At 48.0% G+C, this 18,110-nt stretch carries 15 protein-coding genes; 5 read left to right on the top strand and 10 right to left on the bottom strand.

Going from position 1 to position 18,110, the window contains the following annotated elements; translation table 11 throughout:
• The first annotated feature begins 431 nt into the window (after positions 1-431).
• Positions 432-1,196, top strand: coding sequence for a phytanoyl-CoA dioxygenase family protein (locus AC58UW_RS00125; RefSeq protein WP_497418694.1), 765 nt, complete (start codon positions 432-434; stop codon positions 1,194-1,196).
• Positions 1,197-1,303: 107 nt separating this feature from the next.
• Positions 1,304-2,134, top strand: a complete 831-nt coding sequence (locus tag AC58UW_RS00130; protein ID WP_497418695.1) for an AraC family transcriptional regulator — start codon at positions 1,304-1,306, stop codon at positions 2,132-2,134.
• Between the two features lie 8 nt (positions 2,135-2,142).
• On the opposite strand, the gene AC58UW_RS00135 is transcribed toward AC58UW_RS00130, so the two are convergent.
• The 3 genes from AC58UW_RS00135 to AC58UW_RS00145 all read right to left on the bottom strand — a co-directional run bounded on the left by AC58UW_RS00135 (position 2,143) and on the right by AC58UW_RS00145 (position 4,504).
• Positions 2,143-2,775: an SGNH/GDSL hydrolase family protein gene (locus AC58UW_RS00135; protein ID WP_497418696.1), complete on the bottom strand. Its 633-nt coding sequence runs from the start codon at positions 2,773-2,775 to the stop codon at positions 2,143-2,145.
• Positions 2,776-2,884: 109 nt separating this feature from the next.
• The gene (locus tag AC58UW_RS00140) at positions 2,885-3,742 is read right to left on the bottom strand and encodes a helix-turn-helix domain-containing protein (protein ID WP_497418697.1); all 858 of its coding nucleotides are present in this window, start codon (positions 3,740-3,742) and stop codon (positions 2,885-2,887) included.
• Positions 3,743-3,772: 30 nt separating this feature from the next.
• Entirely contained in the window at positions 3,773-4,504 is a 732-nt protein-coding gene (locus tag AC58UW_RS00145; protein ID WP_497418698.1) for a phytanoyl-CoA dioxygenase family protein, read from the bottom strand.
• A gap of 181 nt (positions 4,505-4,685) precedes the next feature.
• Between AC58UW_RS00145 and AC58UW_RS00150 the strand changes: the two genes are divergently transcribed.
• From AC58UW_RS00150 to AC58UW_RS00160, 3 genes are read left to right on the top strand one after another with little or no spacing between them, the layout of a single operon-like run.
• Entirely contained in the window at positions 4,686-6,182 is a 1,497-nt protein-coding gene (locus AC58UW_RS00150) for a spore germination protein (RefSeq protein ID WP_497419304.1), read from the top strand.
• A 27-nt stretch (positions 6,183-6,209) separates the two neighbouring features.
• A complete protein-coding gene (locus AC58UW_RS00155; protein ID WP_497418699.1) occupies positions 6,210-7,298 on the top strand; it encodes a Ger(x)C family spore germination protein in 1,089 nt (362 codons plus the stop codon).
• A gap of 34 nt (positions 7,299-7,332) precedes the next feature.
• Positions 7,333-8,433, top strand: a complete 1,101-nt coding sequence (locus tag AC58UW_RS00160; RefSeq protein ID WP_497418700.1) for a GerAB/ArcD/ProY family transporter — start codon at positions 7,333-7,335, stop codon at positions 8,431-8,433.
• Between the two features lie 31 nt (positions 8,434-8,464).
• Here the strand turns inward: AC58UW_RS00160 and AC58UW_RS00165 are convergent, their stop codons facing one another.
• The 7 genes from AC58UW_RS00165 to AC58UW_RS00195 are packed head-to-tail and all read right to left on the bottom strand — an operon-like array spanning position 8,465 to position 18,103.
• The gene (locus tag AC58UW_RS00165; protein WP_497418701.1) at positions 8,465-9,982 is read right to left on the bottom strand and encodes an FGGY-family carbohydrate kinase; all 1,518 of its coding nucleotides are present in this window, start codon (positions 9,980-9,982) and stop codon (positions 8,465-8,467) included.
• Between the two features lie 10 nt (positions 9,983-9,992).
• On the bottom strand, positions 9,993-12,116 hold the full coding sequence (locus AC58UW_RS00170; protein WP_497418702.1) for a Sip1-related alpha-galactosidase: 2,124 nt from the start codon (positions 12,114-12,116) through the stop codon (positions 9,993-9,995).
• Between the two features lie 13 nt (positions 12,117-12,129).
• Entirely contained in the window at positions 12,130-13,071 is a 942-nt protein-coding gene (locus tag AC58UW_RS00175) for an ROK family protein (RefSeq protein ID WP_497418703.1), read from the bottom strand.
• A complete protein-coding gene (locus AC58UW_RS00180) occupies positions 13,068-13,700 on the bottom strand; it encodes a D-sedoheptulose-7-phosphate isomerase (RefSeq protein ID WP_497418704.1) in 633 nt (210 codons plus the stop codon). Before AC58UW_RS00180 ends, AC58UW_RS00175 begins: the two co-directional genes overlap by 4 nt.
• 21 nt (positions 13,701-13,721) lie before the next feature.
• Positions 13,722-15,014, bottom strand: coding sequence for a four-carbon acid sugar kinase family protein (locus AC58UW_RS00185; RefSeq protein WP_497418705.1), 1,293 nt, complete (start codon positions 15,012-15,014; stop codon positions 13,722-13,724).
• Complete coding sequence (locus AC58UW_RS00190; protein ID WP_497418706.1) at positions 15,011-15,670, bottom strand: class II aldolase/adducin family protein; 660 nt, start codon at positions 15,668-15,670, stop codon at positions 15,011-15,013. The genes AC58UW_RS00185 and AC58UW_RS00190 overlap by 4 nt, the downstream gene beginning before the upstream one ends.
• Positions 15,671-18,103 (bottom strand): alpha-mannosidase, encoded by a 2,433-nt coding sequence (locus AC58UW_RS00195; protein WP_497418707.1) that lies wholly within the window; start codon positions 18,101-18,103, stop codon positions 15,671-15,673.
• Positions 18,104-18,110: the final 7 nt, after the last annotated feature.

An 18,110-nucleotide genomic window follows, 5' to 3' on the forward strand; every position in this document is an offset into this window, starting at 1 on the left:
ATCGAATGCTCCTAACGTATAAGTTATTTGTATAATACGATATCTACACGAGCCTCCACTTTATGTATGCGCTTTCTAGATGTTGTATAAAGCTGCTTCCTGCTAAACTACTTTCAAACGCTGCGCTCAACGCCTCCATCCTGCCTTGATTGAAACGAACCCAATTCAAACAATATAAAACAAATGTGAACAACTTCATTATAACCAACCTCTTCCAGATGGACAGGGATATTTCTAGGTCCTGTTGTGTTTTATTTAGCTATCGGCCACACAGCCACCTCACCTCACCTGACAATAACAAACTTCAAAAACCATTACAAATAATCGTTTTGTGCTATTCATAATCGTTTTCATCCCTTATGTTTCTTTGGTCGTCGCCTTACAATAAGGTTATAAGTAATTCCAAACTAATCCTACTGGAGGTTTTGAGAATGATTACCAAAGGAACTCCCTTCTCTATCGATCAATTTCGCGAGGAAGGCTACAGCGGTCCTATGCAAGGTCTATCGCTGCAGGAAGCCGATATGTACTATAATCGTTTTTTTGATGTCGTAGCTCAGTCCAAGTATGAACCCGGTCCGACCAAAATGAACTTATCCGCCTGGCATCAAAACCACCATTGGGCCTATGAATTAGCCACACACCCTAGCATTATTGCAGCAATGAAGCAAATACTTGGTGAAGACCTGGTTCTATGGGCAATGCATTTCTGGTACAAGGAACCGAATAATGATAAATTTATTCCCTGGCATCAGGACATCAATTATTGGCCAATGGAGCCTGCGATTAATGCAACCGCATGGGTAAGCCTAGGTTGGTCCATCCGTGAGAACGGCTGTCTGCGGGTCATTCCGGGAACTCACAAAGCTCATGTCGCGCATGTCTCCACAGGGACGAATCAAAGCGCCTTCTCCGAAGGCTTGCCTCCGGAAGCAATCGACGAGTCGAAAGCTGTTGACCTCGAAATGTCCCCCGGTCAAATAGCCTTTTTTAACGAGGCAACGTTCCATGGCTCGGAAAAAAATAATTCAAACATACCACGCGTAGCTTTCTCTGTGCGCTATACAACACCTGAAGTAAAGTTCCTGATGGAGGAGTGGGGAGGCGATACAACGCGTATCCGCACATATCTGGTACATGGGGAAGACAAACTTAATCGGAATGAAGCCATTCGAGGCATCATACCGCAGAAATAAACGGGGCAGTTAGGAATAGCTGACAAGAAGTTCTTTTTTCATGGAAACCCTCATGCTACAATGGGCTAAAAAAGACAAGCGGAACGCAAAGCGAGGTGGCTGGTACAATGAACTCTTATCAATTAATTATTGACTCTCTGGACATTCGTTTCTTGCATATAAAACAGTACGAACTGGACTACAAATGGCAAGCCAGCCACCGCACGCTTCACCATTCCGTTCTATGGATTGTGCAGCAAGGCAGTTTCCTGCTTGAAGTCGATCATATCCGGTATACCTGTAAGGAAGGTCAAATCTGCATCCTGCCCGCCCATACCGATATTAACTACCATGCGATTTCTAGTGAGCTTGCGCTAACGAGCATTAATTTTGACGCTGAAATCTCTCTTTTAAGCAATCGAAGCTGGGGGCATGTGCTTAATTTACCTGTTGTATTCGATCAAGCCCTGCACAATGTACAATCCCCAATCCGTGATATGCTAACCCATATCGGGGACACCTCCCCGGTGAATTCTCTGCTCATGCAATCTTCTCTCTTGCGTATTCTCTATGAGCTAATGAATCGTGATATGGCCGATCAGCCGATTTCGCCCTATACACACATGGATAACCGAATTCATACAATCATTCATTATCTGCTTTCTCATCCGAGTCGCATGCCTGAGATTAGAGAACTGGCAGAACTTATACAGCTTAGCGATTCACATTTGCGCAAATTGTTTATCAAACAAACTGGCCAAGCACCGCTCCATTTTGTACATAGTTTAAAAATAGAGCAAGCAAAAAGGCTCCTCGCTACAAGCGTGAAGCCGATCTCTCAAATCTCTTATGAGCTTGGCGTGGACAATGCCAACTATTTTACCCGGATGTTCAAAGCCAAATCCGGTCTCACTCCGCTGCAATATCGCCAGCAGTACGGCTTATGGCTGAATGAGTAAGCTCCCGTTTACTCGGTAGCACCGACAGCCTGCAGCCAAGCTTTGGCAATAAGAGCATGTCCAGCTGGAGATGGGTGTACACCGTCCGGCGCCCAGAATGCGCTTTCGGCTCTCGTAGAAGCTTGAGCAAATAGACCATCCAAACACACAAGACGTGCATCGAACTCTCTGGCTAATTCACGGACCACCGTGATTTTGGGATCGAGGTCTTCTCTCCACTGTTTGCGATCTTCGGGTACAGGCAGCACAAAAGGTTCAATAAGTACAAGCTTTGCGCCAGTTTCTGCGGTTTGCGTCAGCAAATTACGGTATCCCGCTTCGAAGCTCTCCGTCGAAGTCGGATCATTACGGTCATAACGTCTCCACGTATCATTAATTCCGATATAAATAGACACTAAATTAGGCTTCAAATTCAAGCAGTCTTGATTCCAGCGTTGCTGCAAATCTACAACACGATTGCCTGATATTCCCCGATTAAGGAATTGCACCTGTTTTTCCGGATATTTCGCCGAAAATTGAGCTGCTGCCATCAAAGCATAGCCTCTTCCCAAATCATTGCCGTTGTCACGAACACGCCCTGCATCCGTAATACTGTCCCCTTGAAATAAAACGACATCCCCTTGACCAATCCATGCTGACATGTGAATGTTTCCTCCTCTTTATCCCTTGATCCTTTTGAAATTACCAAAAGTTGCCTAGAGTATAGCACAGGCTATTGGGGCTATCAATTGTAACATCTGACTAAATAAACTAGTCAAAATTCGTTGTTCGCAATTTCTGGACCATTCTCGGCGTCTGACCAAAGCGCTGCTTAAAAACGCGTTCAAAATGCGTTAAAGTATGAAAACCTGAGGCATAACAAATTTCTGTAATCGGATAGTCGGAAGACATCATAAGGGATTTGGCAAATTTCAAGCGGAGATCCTGTAAATACGTTTGGAAGGGAATACCTGTTGTTTTGCGGAAAACGTGTGAGAAATAATTCGGCGCAAGACCTGCTTGCTTGGCAGCTTCCTCCAGGGAGATCCCTTCCCGGAAATGATGATGGATATGGAGCAGCGCTCTTTGCACATCGGGGTGCTTCTGGTGAACGATCTTCTCCTCATCTCGCTTAGCTGCGGAGGTTAATCTGGCGACGTAGAGGAGAATACGTTCCAGAGAGCCCTTCACAATGTGGTTGTAACCCATTTTTTGTTGCTGGGATTCTTCCCAAATCAGGCGAAACTCAGCTTCAATGGTTCCAAAGTTCTCCCTCATATCTGCATTCCAAAAGTCTCCCGCTTCTTGAAAGAATAACGATTTCATCTCCCCGCTACATAAATCATCGGAGAAGACGAGGTTGTACAAATGCAGCGTTTCATTGGCAAGAGGACCGATCTCATGAAAATCAGCTGGGGTCAGCAGAAACAAGCTGCCGGGACGCAGCTCATAAGAAACACCGTTGACGATATTTCTTCCATTCCCCGCACGTACAAAGCAAAGTTCATAAAATTCATGCCAATGCAGCTCGCAGAGTCGATCAACCTGCTGGGTATATATTTGAAAAGACTTGGACGGATGAATAAACTTCTCGCTCGTCAATCGCTCTGGCTGATCTTTTCTACGCATCCGCTCCCGCTCCTCTCGTATTAAGCTCTATTACACATTGGCATAGTGATTTCCTGCTAAATCTTTTCCTCTAGCCAACCACACTTTGAAGTTTTTGTTTTTCTCTTGAAAGACCTTCGTATCCGTTGCAAAATAGCGCATCGTATATCCGCAGCGTCGGTCAGCGCTCCTATTCGGGTCAGCTCCGTGTGCGATCCGCGCATCATGCAGCGAGCACTCGCCTCGGCCGAGTTCAAAGTGAACGGCTTTGGAGGTGTCCAAATTTTTAATTTGCGTGCTAAAGAGATTTTTCGTGCTATCAACCGATTCATACTCGGAAAATCCATTACGATGGGTGCCAGGAATAACCTGCATACACCCGTTCTCCTTGCTGCTAGGGTCGATGGCTAGCCAAATGGTCACGATTTTGTCCAGTCGGTCTACACGTCCACGCCAGTAAGCGGAATCTTCATGCCAAGGCGTAGCTCTGCCGACAAAAGGATCTTTGCATATAAAATGACTGGACCATAGTCCGATATTAGGCCCCAGCAGCGGTTCAACCAAATCTAGCGCTTCGTCCGAGAGCAGGAACTTCAGAAGTCTCTCGTCGCGAAAATGCGGCGTATCTAACTCATCGGACAGCTTGCTGCCTTTCTGTGCCAGTTGATCCTCAAAAATAGTCGTCAATTCAGCTAGTTTCTCCGCTGAGAATAGCTGTTTATGGTTCAGCAAATACCCATTCTTTTTATAAAAAGCTACCTCTTCGTTCGTTAATTGACTCATCGCAACATGCCTCCCAATCCTCATAATGCCTTCCTATTAACTATACTTCTGATGCCGGGTGAGGACTCATCTTATCTTACTTGGAAGTTAGCGTATGTTAAGGTCGTGGCCAAAACGTTTATCCGGAAAGATGCATAAAAATCGGCAAATAGCAAAAAATACCAACAAAAAGGAAGAATGGATGACATGCGCAATGCTGAATACGACGGCCGAAGACATTGAACAATTACTCCTGCTCGCACAAAGGTCCAGCGACTTTACCAGCAGCACGATCGCATTCACCCAGCCTCCCCTCATCATTCATTATTATAAGACTTTGATCGATGAACAGCTGTTGCAAGATCAGCTCCTTCGTGCGATTGAAAACAACGCGGCAGGGACTGACATTCAACATCTGAATGACATTAAACAATTAATAACCATTGAAGGTATCCAAATTACCGACCAAATAGCGGAAATCCAAACTAAACTTTTTCAGGGATATGCCATTATCCAAAAAAACGAACACGACGCTCTATGTGCGCTAATTCCATTAATCAGTAAAGCAGGGCTGCGCAAAAACAATGATACCGATAACGAATTCAGTGTGGTGGGACCGAAAGTTGGCTTTGTCGAAGACCTCGACATCAACCTGCATCTGCTTCGCAGCCAGTTCACGGTTCCTAACCTGATCGTAAAAACAATGACGATCGGCAGTTTATCCAATTCCAGAGTGGCTATTGTTTATATTGACGGCATTACAAGCAAGGAAAACGTGGCAATCATTGAGCAGCGACTAAGCAGCATCGATTTTGAAGTCGTCTTCGATACTTCACAGTTGGATCAGATCATTTCTGACAATTCACTGTCCCCTTTCCCGTTATTTGTATCAACGGAACGAAGAGACCGTGTCGTCTATTCTTTAATTTCCGGCCAGGTTGCCGTGATCAGCGACGGATCTCCTTATTTCATTACAGGTCCTTCGACGCTGTACGATTTCTTCATTTCACCGGAAGATTATTATTTACCCTGGATATTAGGCTCGTTTTTTAGGATCATCCGCATATTTGGCGTTATTTTTTCACTCTTTGCTTCTGCCTTGTATATCGCAATTACAACGTTCCATTACGAGGTAATTCCAAAGGATTTATTGCAGCCGCTTATCTTCTCCAGGCAGAATGTGCCGTTTTCCCCGGTACTGGAGGTGCTTTTTTTGGAAATCACGATTGAATTTCTGCGCGAAGCCGGAGCCAGGCTGCCCACCAAGATCGGTCAGACGCTAGGCATCGTCGGCGGTATTATTGTGGGACAAGCGGCCGTTGAAGCCGCTTTAGCCAGTAATATTTTAATCATCATCGTGTCTTTATCCGCGCTAGCTTCATTCGCAACACCAATTTACAAAATGTCAAATACGATCCGATTTCTTCGATTTCCCGTCATTATTTTGGCCGGGTTTTGGGGAGGTCTCGGATTGATTTTCGGCATCTGTTTTATCCTTATTCATATAACAAGACTAACGTCGTTAGGCAGTCCTTACACCGTGCCTTTGTATCCATTTCAGCCTAAAGATCTTAGAGACAGCTTTATACGCTCATCGTACCAATATACGAATAAAAGACCATCCTATCTAAAACCGGAGTCGATCTTCCGATATGTTCCTAAGCCCAGGAAAAAGAAGAGGGATTGGGAACAAGAATGAATGCCTTGGAAAGGAGAATGAGCCTAAATGGTTTATAAAGCTGCTATGGCTCTGATCTCATGCGTACTTGCCGTTGGATGCAGCAGCAACCAGCAGATTATTAATAAAATTCAGCTTGTGCAAACGGCTGGGTACGATAAGGTTGGTGATCGCTCACTTTGTTCGGTCATCGCATCCAGCTATACAGAAAAAGGAAAAACCCAGTCACAGCTGCTGCTAACCGAATCTGACTCCAGTTTTGATATGATAGCCCGGTTAAATACCAAAACAAGCAAGACGATTCAATACGGACAGATGGGCATGGTGCTTTTCTCAAAAACATATGCGGACATGGGAATTGGCCCTGTCATTGGCGGCTTCTGCCGAGATCCGAAGATCGCAAGCAGAGTTCAGATGGGCGTAACGGATATAGAAACATCCAAACTGATGGCTGTCGCCTTGAAGGCACAGGAGTCACTTTATCTCATGCGAATGGTTGAGCAAAATATCCAATCAGGCAACCTGCCCAAAATGAATTTTAAACATATCTTATTTAATTATTACGGGGAGGGGCGGGATATTTACCTGCCCTACTTCATCGTCGAAAGCGGTTCTGTGAAAATTGATGGTTTAGCGCTATTTAAAGCGGATAAATTCGAAACCAAAGTGAGTATCAGAGAAGCCTTTATGCTTAAATTATTGACAGAATCTTCTCGACACGGAAACTTACTCATGCCAATGAAAGGCGGCAATTCGACGATTCACGATTTTGTTTTGATGAATAGCATCGGCTCAACGGTGCACTATCATTACGATACATCAACCCCTGAGCCTGTGGTTGACATTGGGGTGAAGATCAGAGTATTGGTCAAAGATATCCCGAGTTGGCTCCATATCAATACCAAGGGGTCAATGAACCAATTTGAGCAGCAGTTGGGCAATTATTTAGAAAAAGAAATTGAAGACTTCATTGCACTTTGCCAGAGCAAGAAGGTTGATCCAATCGGACTTGGCGACTTTGTCAGAAGCCAGACACGGAACTGGAATGAGAAGGATTTCTATGCCGCTTATCCTCAGCTGCGAACTCAAGTAAAAGTGAAATTGTCTATTGAGCAAAGCGGTGTTGGGGAGTTATAAGCGAGGCTTGGATGACAGGGGGGAAACGACTAGTATGCAGCAAGAAGTAAATAAGAAATTCACGGTTTCCCCTTATCTGCTTTTCTTCATCATTTATTCCAGTGTGGTCGATGTCGGGATGATGTATTTTCAGATCGATGTGGTCAAAGATGCTGGATATGACGCTTGGCTTTCGATCTTGCTTGCAGCTGCTGCCATGCATCTTATCGTTTGGATGATGTACAAGATTCTATCTAGCAATAAACGGCCAGATACAACTATCGTCTCTCTAAATCGCAACTATTTCGGTAAGATTATGGGGACTGGCCTGAACCTGATCCTATCGTTATATTACATTCTTGGCGCTTTTTGCACCTATAGAATTTTTATTGAGGTCGTTCAAATTTGGATATTTCCCTTCATGCAGATGCTACCTCTTGCACTCGTTGTACTTGTACTCGTCTATTATACCGTGTCCGGCGGTTTTCGAACGGTTACCGGGTTAAGCTTTTGGGGTGCTGTTAGCATCTTTCTATTTATTGCACCGCTGTCGATCATGCTTTTCCCTTATCTGCGACTGCAAAATTTACTGCCAGTTCTCAATCATTCGACTGAACAAATTCTCAAGTCTACCGTTACCATGCTGCCGCACTACCTGGGATTTGAAGTGCTGTTGATCATGTATCCTTTCATCGAGCAGCAGTCCAAATCGCAAAAATGGACACATGGGGCTATCATCGCCGCATGCACGATGTACATGCTGATTGGCCTGGTTGCTTTCATGTACTTCAGCCAAGGCCAGATTCTTCAGACCATTTGGCCGACGCTGAGTATGCTTTCCATCATTGAATTTCCTTTAATGCAGAGAGTGGAGTATCTGGTGATCTCCGTTTGGTTTATTAAGGTGCTCGCAAATATTGCAATGAGTCTATGGTCTGCTACGCACAGTTTAAAGCTTTCTATCCGTGCGAACCCTCGCATTTCTTTGATCATCATTCTTCTGTTTTTCATTGTCGGTCAGATGATTGTCAAGGATCGTGACCGATTGCATTGGGTGAATGATCTTTATGGCATGTCAGGCATATATTTCCTTGTCGTGTTCCTCCCCGTGATGCTTATCATTACGCGGTTTAAAAAAGAAAAGAGGAGTCAGTAGCATGCTCATGCTCCCTCCTCCCCTATCAAACTTACTTCTTCGGTCTACTTCGATGAAGCCACAGATCATAGTCAAGCAGCATCGGACGCAGCTGAGAGAAACCATGTTCATACAGGGCGCGATACGCCTTATGTTTCTCCAGATCAGGCGTGTACGTCTGTAATCGAGCTGGAGAAAGCGTACTTATCGCTTCATAATACGAGGCATACACGCCGGAACCGACCCCAGCTGTCCATGCTGCACCAAGCAGCGTCGCCTCCGGGAGGTCGGGATGCTCAAGCGCAATGCCGGAAACATCAGCTTTGATTTGCAGCCAATGGCTGTTTTTGGCGCCTCCCCCAACAACGACCAGTTTGCGGATGGGCTCCCCGACGGTCGTTTCGGCTTGCTGACGCAGCCATTCCATCTGATAGGCGTTTCCTTCAAGAATCGCCTTGAACAAGTCCGCGCGCTGATGACGCGCAGTTAACCCAATCCATGCCGCTTTCGCCATCGCATTCGCCAGAGGTGCCCCGCAGCCGGATAAATACGGGAAGTACAGTATGCCCGTTGGGTTTGGAGCAACCTGTTCAAGAAGACTAAGTATGTCATCATATGACATATCCCCGGCATCCAAAAGTGTCCTCAACCACTCGATCGATCCCCCGGAAGCAGAGTGACCGCCCATCCAAAATAGCTGATCAGGCAGCGGATGCCTTCCAAATACGAGTCCCGATTGGTAGTCGGACATGCCCAGTTCCCTTTCACCGAAGCTGCCAACGAGCGTTTCAGCAGTCCCCATCGAATTGTATACGCTTCCTTGCTCAGATTGACCGACGGTTAAAGAGGCACACACATGATCATGTCCAGCAAGACAGACGGATATGCCAGCTCTTAAACCTAGTTCCCTGCCCACATCAGGAATCACCCGTCCTACGGCCGAACCTGTTTCAACAGCTGGCGGAAAGTGGTTTTCCTCCAAGCCGAAATGTCGCAGGAGCGGCACATTCCACTCCCGTTGATCCATCCGATAAACGAATGTCCGTGCCGCAAGCGTCTCCTCCTCCGCGAACTTCCCGGTAAGCCGGTAAGCTGCAAACGAGGAAACGGATAACCACACGCTTCCTTCAAGTAACTCGGGCTGTGTCTCCTGAATCCAAAGCAGCTTCGACAGCCCTTGTTTGAATGAGGGATGCAGACCGCTTTGGCAAAAGTGTTCATACGAGTCAATCTCCTGCTTGATTCGGGTTTCCTGAGGGATTGCGCATGTCTCAAACCAAGGAATAATCATCGTTCTCGCCGAACCAGAATGACGATCCACAAGCAAGCCGCTCTCCGCCATACTCGTAATGCCAATGGCTTGAATCTGTTTCAAACCTGCCGTGGTAGTAACGACTTCCTGGATCAAAGAGCTGATCGTATTCCACATCTCCTGCGGATCATAATAAACGTAGCCCGTTTCGTGTTCCCGCTTCCGATTCGTTCTGATCGCGGTAGCTAGCAGCTTCCCCTTTTCATCAATAACTCCGGCTTTACAATTCGTTGTTCCGATATCCAGCGCTAAAAACAAGGAAGCCACCTCACTTCATAACGGAAATGACAATTGGCAGATGGTCGCCCTCTTGCGGAACGCTCACTTCATACAACTGCTCGCTGATTGATGTGACAGGAAGATTCTTGCCGCTTGCTATTACAGAAACAGAACTGCTTTCTGATACGAAACGGAACACCCCGCCTTCCTTCAATTGAAAGGAAACGGAATCTCCTTCCAACTTCATATCGCGAACCGCATCAGTGGCGATGTATTTATCCGTTAATCCAATCGGAGTCACAGCACCCGCAGCCGGAATAATCAAATACAGCGCGCATTGTCCTGGTTGAAGTTCAAAAGCAATCTTATCATCGGCACGCAAGCTCTTCATCTCGCCAGAAAAATGCTCGTACAAGACAAAGTGATCGCCGAGCAATCCTGGAACATCGGACGGACCGACTGTTCCTTGAACAGCATCCCTATGTTTTCCGATGTGGAGTGCGGCAACAACGCCCGAGGACTGCGCCTTGTTCCAAAGTTTAAGCGGCACGGCTTCTTGCGTAGGATCAAGGAACAGACAGTCTGCGGTTGGACTTGGCGGCTGCTCACAGCGAATGATTCGGCCGTCACGGTAAATTAGCGGCCATATGTTCGCCGCGTCAGTATTGCCCGGGGCATCACTGAAATAGACGGGACCTCCACTAACCGAGCGAAGTACGGCATTTTGAATATCATCATGATTCTTCGTCCAGTACATATCCCAGTCGCCATAATAAAAAGCACCGTGATAATACGAATTATAGGCGTTTTGCAAGGCGTGCTCGGCAAAGCCGTACTGATCCTGAGGGACGAAATCATCACTGTTGCGAGAAACGGAGGATTTCGGACGATGCCATATATTTTCCGCGCCCATTCCCATACAGTTAATGATGGTATTGTTAAAATGCAACGATACAGAAGCCTCCAATGCTTGATGAGCCGCAGCTGCAGCTTCTCCGATAGCCCACTCATGCTTCGTGAAATTCCGTACAGCGCTCTGACTGTCTACCTTAACGAAATCGATCCCCTGGCGCTCCAAAAAGGAATGCCAAGCATGCCAGAAACCAAAGCCACGGCCTGCATCCGGGTACGGAATTAAGCTTCCTTTGGCATTGCTATATAAGTAATCGCTATACGTCTTGGCAAGCGGAGATTCCGGGTGAATGCCGCCCCAGTAGCCGGCAATCGTATGCCACACGCCGACATAACGGATGCCATGCTGAGTTTTAAGCTGCTGAACCGTCTCAGCAAGTCCTTGAGGAAATTTCTCGGCATCCGCTTGGAAGCTGCTCAGCTTCTTATCCACCGTTTGCGACCAGCCATCGTCAATCATCACCCACTGGACAGGCAGTCCCGCTGCTTTCATCTCTTCTGCTTTTGTTAACAAGCCCTCTTCGTTAACCTGATGATAGAAGGCATCCCAGGAACACCAGCCGAGGGAGTCAAGAATCTCCGGATAAGGCTTCTGTGCTCGAGGCAATGTTGGAAAATCAAGCTCCTGCAGCGCGGCATGCACATGCCGCTCAACAAGTTGATAAGGATCTGCCCCTATACCTAGGACAAACGACAAAGCTTCACATTTGGTTCTTCCTCCTTGATGGGAAGACACACGGATCTGTAGGCCGGTATCCCCGCCGCTGATATCGGTTTGGAACACAGGACCGCATACCGGAAGCAAGTGATAATACCTGCCGGCTTGGCTCCACAGCAAGGATTGCGTCCTCTCGGGCAGCGTCGCCCACTCGCGGTTAAAATGCGGGCGTGTCCACCAGTCTTTATGCTGATAGTTGGCCATCAAACCATCGGGCTGCGCCATTTCCTGAGCATGCAGGATAATCCCATTATGCCCGGAGAAGCAAAGCTGCTTGCCGAAATCATTCGCATTGTTAAATTGCCCCTCTACGGAAGCGAGTACGAACGAGTCATACGCTCGCAGCCGCAGCTTAACGACAGCCGAATTCTCGTCATTCGCGAATGCGTGGCTCGTTTCTTGGTAAGCACCGTGTATATCCGTTCCTGAAGTGATTTCACTCGCTTGGCATGGAAGCGGCATAGCCGGACCGGAATCCGGCGTCACCGAAATGCCGATACGTCCTAATACTGCCGGCAAACCAGTCTGATTTTCTTTTAACATTAGCGCCACTCCCCTATTTCCGCTGTTGTTCATATTCATGAAGCGCAACTGAAAGACTTGCTGCATCTCCGACATTGTCTTTTAAACCGGATGGAACAACTCGGCAAACATCGACTGCCATCGGCAATGCCTCACGCTGAAGCTCCGCTTTCACAAGCGGGGCCAGCAGCGACTCCTGCCGCTCATAAATACTGCCAATCACGATCGTATCCGGGTTAAGGATATCGACAAGGATGGCCAGTCCTCTGCCTAGCTGCTTACTGACCGTGCGGACAACTTCCATGGCCAGCTCATCTCCAGCATGAGCGGCTTCAAAAACTTCCTTGGCCGATAGCTTGGGAGCCGCGTCCCCTCCGTCTCCCATTTGCCGGGCCAATCTTGCGATTCCGCCTCCGCTGCAAAAACCTTCGAAGGAGCCGTTCTTGCCATAACCAAAGGGACCGTCCTCCGCTAAACGAATATGTCCGACTTCACCGGCCATATCGTTCGTGCCCGCATATAACCTGCCGTTTAGAATAAGACCAGCGCCCATTCCTGTGCCGAAGGTCAAGAACACCATGTTCCTCGAGCCACGGCCGGCGCCCCACTTCCACTCCGCTAGTCCGCAGGCATTAGCGTCATTTTGCAAACCAACAGGAACCTCGAACCGTTTGCGAAAAGGCGTGCAAACATCGATGCGGTCCCAACCCGGTAGATTCGGCGGGGACAGCACAAGGCCATCCTTGCTGCTCAAGGGTCCACCGCAAGATATGCCAATGGCATGCAGAGTTCCCGCTTGATTGCGCCGCAGCAATTGCTCCATCGCGCCTCCGAGCATCGCCAGTGCATCTTCAGGCGTGGCCGGTGTAGGGAAGCTGATTTTGTCCAAAATTGTGACCGTTTCATCCGAACTCGTTCCGAGTACAGCCGCACATTTCGTGCCACCGATATCAATGCCGCCCAATAAGAGACTCATGCAAAGAAGGCCTCCTCCAGCATCATGCAAAGCACGTGGTAGATCGGTAGATGGCGTTCCTGAATATCCGGTGTAGAGCGATAGGGTACGCGGATCATAACATCACAAAGGTCTTTCAAGCGACCTCCGCCTTCTCCCGTAAGCGCAATGGTCGTAACCCCTATGGATTTGGCTACCTGTACGGCATGCACAATGTTGCTTGAATTGCCTGAAGTGCTAAAAACAACGAGGGTATCCTCCGGCCTGCCGTAACCGAAAACCTGCTGCGCAAAGACCATATCCGCGGCCACATCGTTATTGAACGCTGTTGCGTAAGCGGTATGGCTGACCAGGGAAATCGCTGGAAGCGCTCCCTGCAGATGATCGGCCAGATAAGCACCCTGCTCTTCTCCGTGCATCATCAATTTATCCCTTTGATCCTTCGAAAGCAGGCGAGGGGACATGAAACCTTTCATCAATTCGCCGACCACATGCTCGCAATCTGCGGCGCTTCCACCGTTGCCGGCAAGCAGCATTTTGCCGCCTTTTTCAAAGGATAACTTGATTGCCTCAAATGCTTCTTGGATGTTGCAATGGCAAGGCTCCAAATCAGGGTATTTCACGATTAGCTGCTCTAACGTGTTGCTCATAACCAATCTCCTCTCTACTGGCTAGGTTTGTTTCAAATGCGCAATTGCGTCTATGAAAAACGGCTCACTGCCGAAGCTGCCTGATTTCAATACCAAAAACCGCTGCGGGGTTTGGAGGGTTAGACAGGAAGGAAGACCTGGTTCAATTTCTTGCCAAATACGCAGACCTCCGATGTCCAGCTTGTCACAAACAGCAGCCGACGTTTCCCCGCCAGCGATTAGCAGACGCTGCTGACCTGTCGCAGCAACAACGGAGCGTACCACTTCTGACAAGGTGTCAGAAACAAGCTTGGATACCTCTGTATTGCTGAGGCCGAGCGACTTGCCCTTCACTTTCGTCTCCGTGACGATGAGGGGGTTATTCGAGGCGTGAATGAGAACGTCTTGCCCCTCATGAAGGATTCTTGAAGCCTCCTCGATGATGCTGGAGCAGTGATTCTCCTTGTCTGCGGCATCAAATAAAAGCAAGGATTCCAGCTCTAATGTCGCTACGCCCGCCTTATTCGCATAGGCAACTTGGGCGGCGCTTTGCGGCATTAAGCTTCCTGCTGCGCATAACACAGCTGTTTTCCCCAGCTCCGGCAGCTGAAATTCTGCCCCTGCCACAGCCGTAGACGGCTTATCGAGCAAGGCTAATTCTTCCGCTAAAGCCGAGCTGCCGCAAAGAACAGGTTCATCGTGCACGGCCCTCGCAATCATCTTCAATGATTGCTGGTTACGCACATCTACGATGACATAATGGAAGCCGGTTTGCTTCATTTCAGCTAATCGCGCCTTTATTGCTTCAGCGCCCATTTCGACCGTATCAATGGTTATAAGTCCAACAAGACGTTTGGTTTGATCTTGCAAAATATGAACTAAATTAGACTGGTGCATCGGATGTACAGGATCGTTGCGAAACTCTGACTCTTCCAGTTTCTTTCCATGTACATAATGAATGCCATCCAAGGTGGTTCGCCCGTTTTTTGGGAACCCAAGCACCACAATACCAAAAGATACCCCTATGGCATCTAACATGGCATCAAATTCTGCACCGATGTTGCCACGGAAAACGGAGCACGTTTTGTTGATAAATCGTGAACAGCCCGCTTCCTGCAGCTTCTTCGTCATTTCAAATACTTTCCGGTAAGCTTCTTCTGGGGGATCCAAGCGAGAGTGCGTATCAAGGATCAGCACATCAGGCTCGTTAACGCCATTCAGGCTTTCTACTGCCCAAGCTTCCATCGGATAGACATGCGTCGTCATATTTGCTTTGGCGTACATGATGCCGATATCGTTAGCCCCCGTGATATCGTCAGCGATAATACCGATCACTCGGATAACCTCCTTCTTGGCCGGTAACCCGAATCGTTCAAGAAGCTTTGAACGACGTCTTGAGGCAGCTTGCGCATTGAGATACCTGAGCTTTTTGCAGTTACATACATCTTGCAAGCCATTTCCAGCGTATGCATGGCCATCCGTGCTTCCTTCACATTACTGTCGTAAACGAGCACACCATGATTTTCAAGAAACAGTACATTGGCTTTGAGCGCTTTCTCCCGAACCGCTTCTCCCAGCTCGCGAGAGCCGGGATGGAAATACGGAACACGTTCAATGCGTTCAAGGTAGTACATCGTTTCAACGAACCATTCAGACGGTAAACTCTCTTCCGAGCAAGCCAGCATGGTGCTGTAAAAAGGCGAAGCATGCAGCACGGCACCTACATCGGGACGCATCTCATAAATCGCCTGATGCATGGGCACTTCCTTCGACGGTTTCTTCCCTTCGCCAGCAGTTGCTCCCCCCTTGGTTATGGAACACTCAACAAAATCTTCTTGCCCTAGTTCTCCAAGGTCTGTCCCGCTCGCGGTAATCAAATAATGGTCATCTTTGGTTCGCGCACTGATGTTGCCGGCGTTTCCCCAAGCCAAGCTGTTATTCAGCATGTATCTTCCGACTTCTTGCAGCTGCTGCCAAACCGACGCTTCCATTTACTCCACATCCCATTCCAGCATGTTGGTTTCCTTGATCGGTAATTCCTGATTTTGCGGTACGCGGAAGGTTTTGATTTCACAAGGCTTGAAATCCGCCTTAATTACACGTTTCCATCTCGGAAGCTCGATGGTGGCTGTCGTCGCTGATTTGTTCGTTTCGTAGACACGAATGATGAGATCGTCGTTATCTTCAGCTTTCTTAATCGCACTGACAATGATATTGTCTTTGTTCACGTTCACGAACGAATCCGTTTGCGCAAGAGGCCCTTGATGGAACGACTCAATAACGGCAATTGGCTTGCAATTCAGTTCTGCTGCGCGGTTCACGGTTCCCGCCTGCTCCCAATTGCCTTCGTGCGGTAACAGGGAGTAGGAGAAGCGCTGAATACCTTGATCGATAAACGAGTACTCTCCGTTCGGGTCCGGCTCAAATGGCACATGGTGCGCGTAGATCGGACTACGTAATACCGTAATGGCCATATCGTGGTTATGAATGCTGTAGCTGTATTTGGCATCATTCATTAAGCTCAAGCCGTACATGATATTGCCTTTGCGCGTTACGCCGGAATAGTCGATCCATGTTAGACCCGGCTCTTCTTCCCCGTTGTGCTCCCGTTCGATGGTACCGTAAGGGATTTCGTACGTTTGCTTGGAGAAGATGACATTCACCGGGAATACCAGCTTCAGCATTTTGAAGGACTCACGCCAATCCACCATCACATTAACATCGATCTGATCGCGGTCCGGATACATCGCGAAATCCTGAACGAGCTTGGAGTTTCCGTATTCGCTCACTACGCGGATGACGGATTTCACTGGGCCATGCTCGACGCGGAATACCCTCTTCGCTTTGAAGGCGCCTGCCGCCTGGTTAAAATGCAGCACATCATGGCTCCACGTGTCGGATTTATCATCGAGTACGATCGGCTTCGCGCCTTCTCCTTTAAACACTTCATGATCAACCGCTTTATCGTGCAAGCTTTTGATATAACCGGTTTCTTTATCGAACTCCAACCGGAAACGCTTATTTTCCATCACCAAATCACTGGCATGAATAGGTTCGCCGACTGGCTTGTACGAAGGGGATTCCGCTACCAATTTGTACACACGATAACCCATTGAAGGCAGATCAGCCATGAAGCTTAGACGGAAACGGCCATTGGCAGACGCTTGGGATTGTACCGTTTGGAACGGCACATGATTTCCTTGGTCATCTTGCAGAACGGTCGTTGGCCTAATGCCGCCAACTTCTAACTCCACGTTCACTCGGCTAGCCCAGGCATGCGGGTTAAACACAACGATCGGCTTCATCGTTACATCCTGCTCGATGTTGATGTTCCAAGAAAGAGATTGCACGGCATAATTGAGCGATCGGTCGGCAATCGCCATCGCTTCCCCATACAAATACATGGCATCTTCATAAGCAGGCTCAAGGCTGGTGCCTGCTAGAATGTCATGGAATTGGTTGAAAAGCACATTTTTCCATGCTTGCTTGAACTCAGCCGGGTAGGGCTGACCTGTAATCCATGAGGCCAGCGCTGAGTATTTCTCTGCGGCCACCAAACGATTCTCAGCCTTACGATTCCAATGCTTGATCCCGGAATGGGCTGCGTAACAGCCGCTGGCATGATGCTGCAAATCATCGTGAACGACTGGCAGCTTTATGTTTTTGCTTTCCATTTCCTTGAAATAAGCATCTGGCGTAGCAAATTCGAGCTTCGGCAGAGAAGGGTCCTCGTTCATCCGGCGAATACTCTCGATATTTTCCTTTGTCGGGCCGCCGCCATGATTACCAACGCCATAGAAAAGCATCAATTCATTAAGCGGCTCTTTGAACTCACCGAGACAACGGCGCACATGATTCTCCAAATCTTTGCCCCAGGACAAATATTCGTACATGATGCGGAAAGTCATCACTTGAGAGCCGTCATCGGATTCCCACATGAACAAACGGCTTGGCAAACCTTTCTCGTTTGGCATTGGACGCATCATCACATAATAGTCCATACCGCTTTTCTTCAGAATTTGCGGCAGCATGCCGTTGTGTCCGAAGCTGTCTACGTTATAGCCAACTTTAGCCGTTACCCCAAATTTTTCTTTGAAGTAATGTTGGCCGTACAAGCCTTGGCGAACAAAAGATTCGCCGTTTGGAATGTTGCAATCCGGTTGAATCCACCAACCGCCAACAATGTTCCAGCGTCCTTCCTGCACACGCTTCTTAATTTCCGCAAACATGGCAGGCTCATTGTTCTCAATCCATTCATACATCGCAGCCGAGCTTGACGTGAAAATGAAATCTTCGGACTCGTTCATCCGATCTAGCGCAGAACGGAACGTCGCTTTCGCTTCCTGGAAGCCTTCCTGCCATTGCCATAGCCAAACCGGATCTAGATGCGCATTGCCTATCATATATAGCTTGTTATCTTTCATTACGAGA

The organism is Paenibacillus sp. J22R160 (assembly GCF_059692135.1).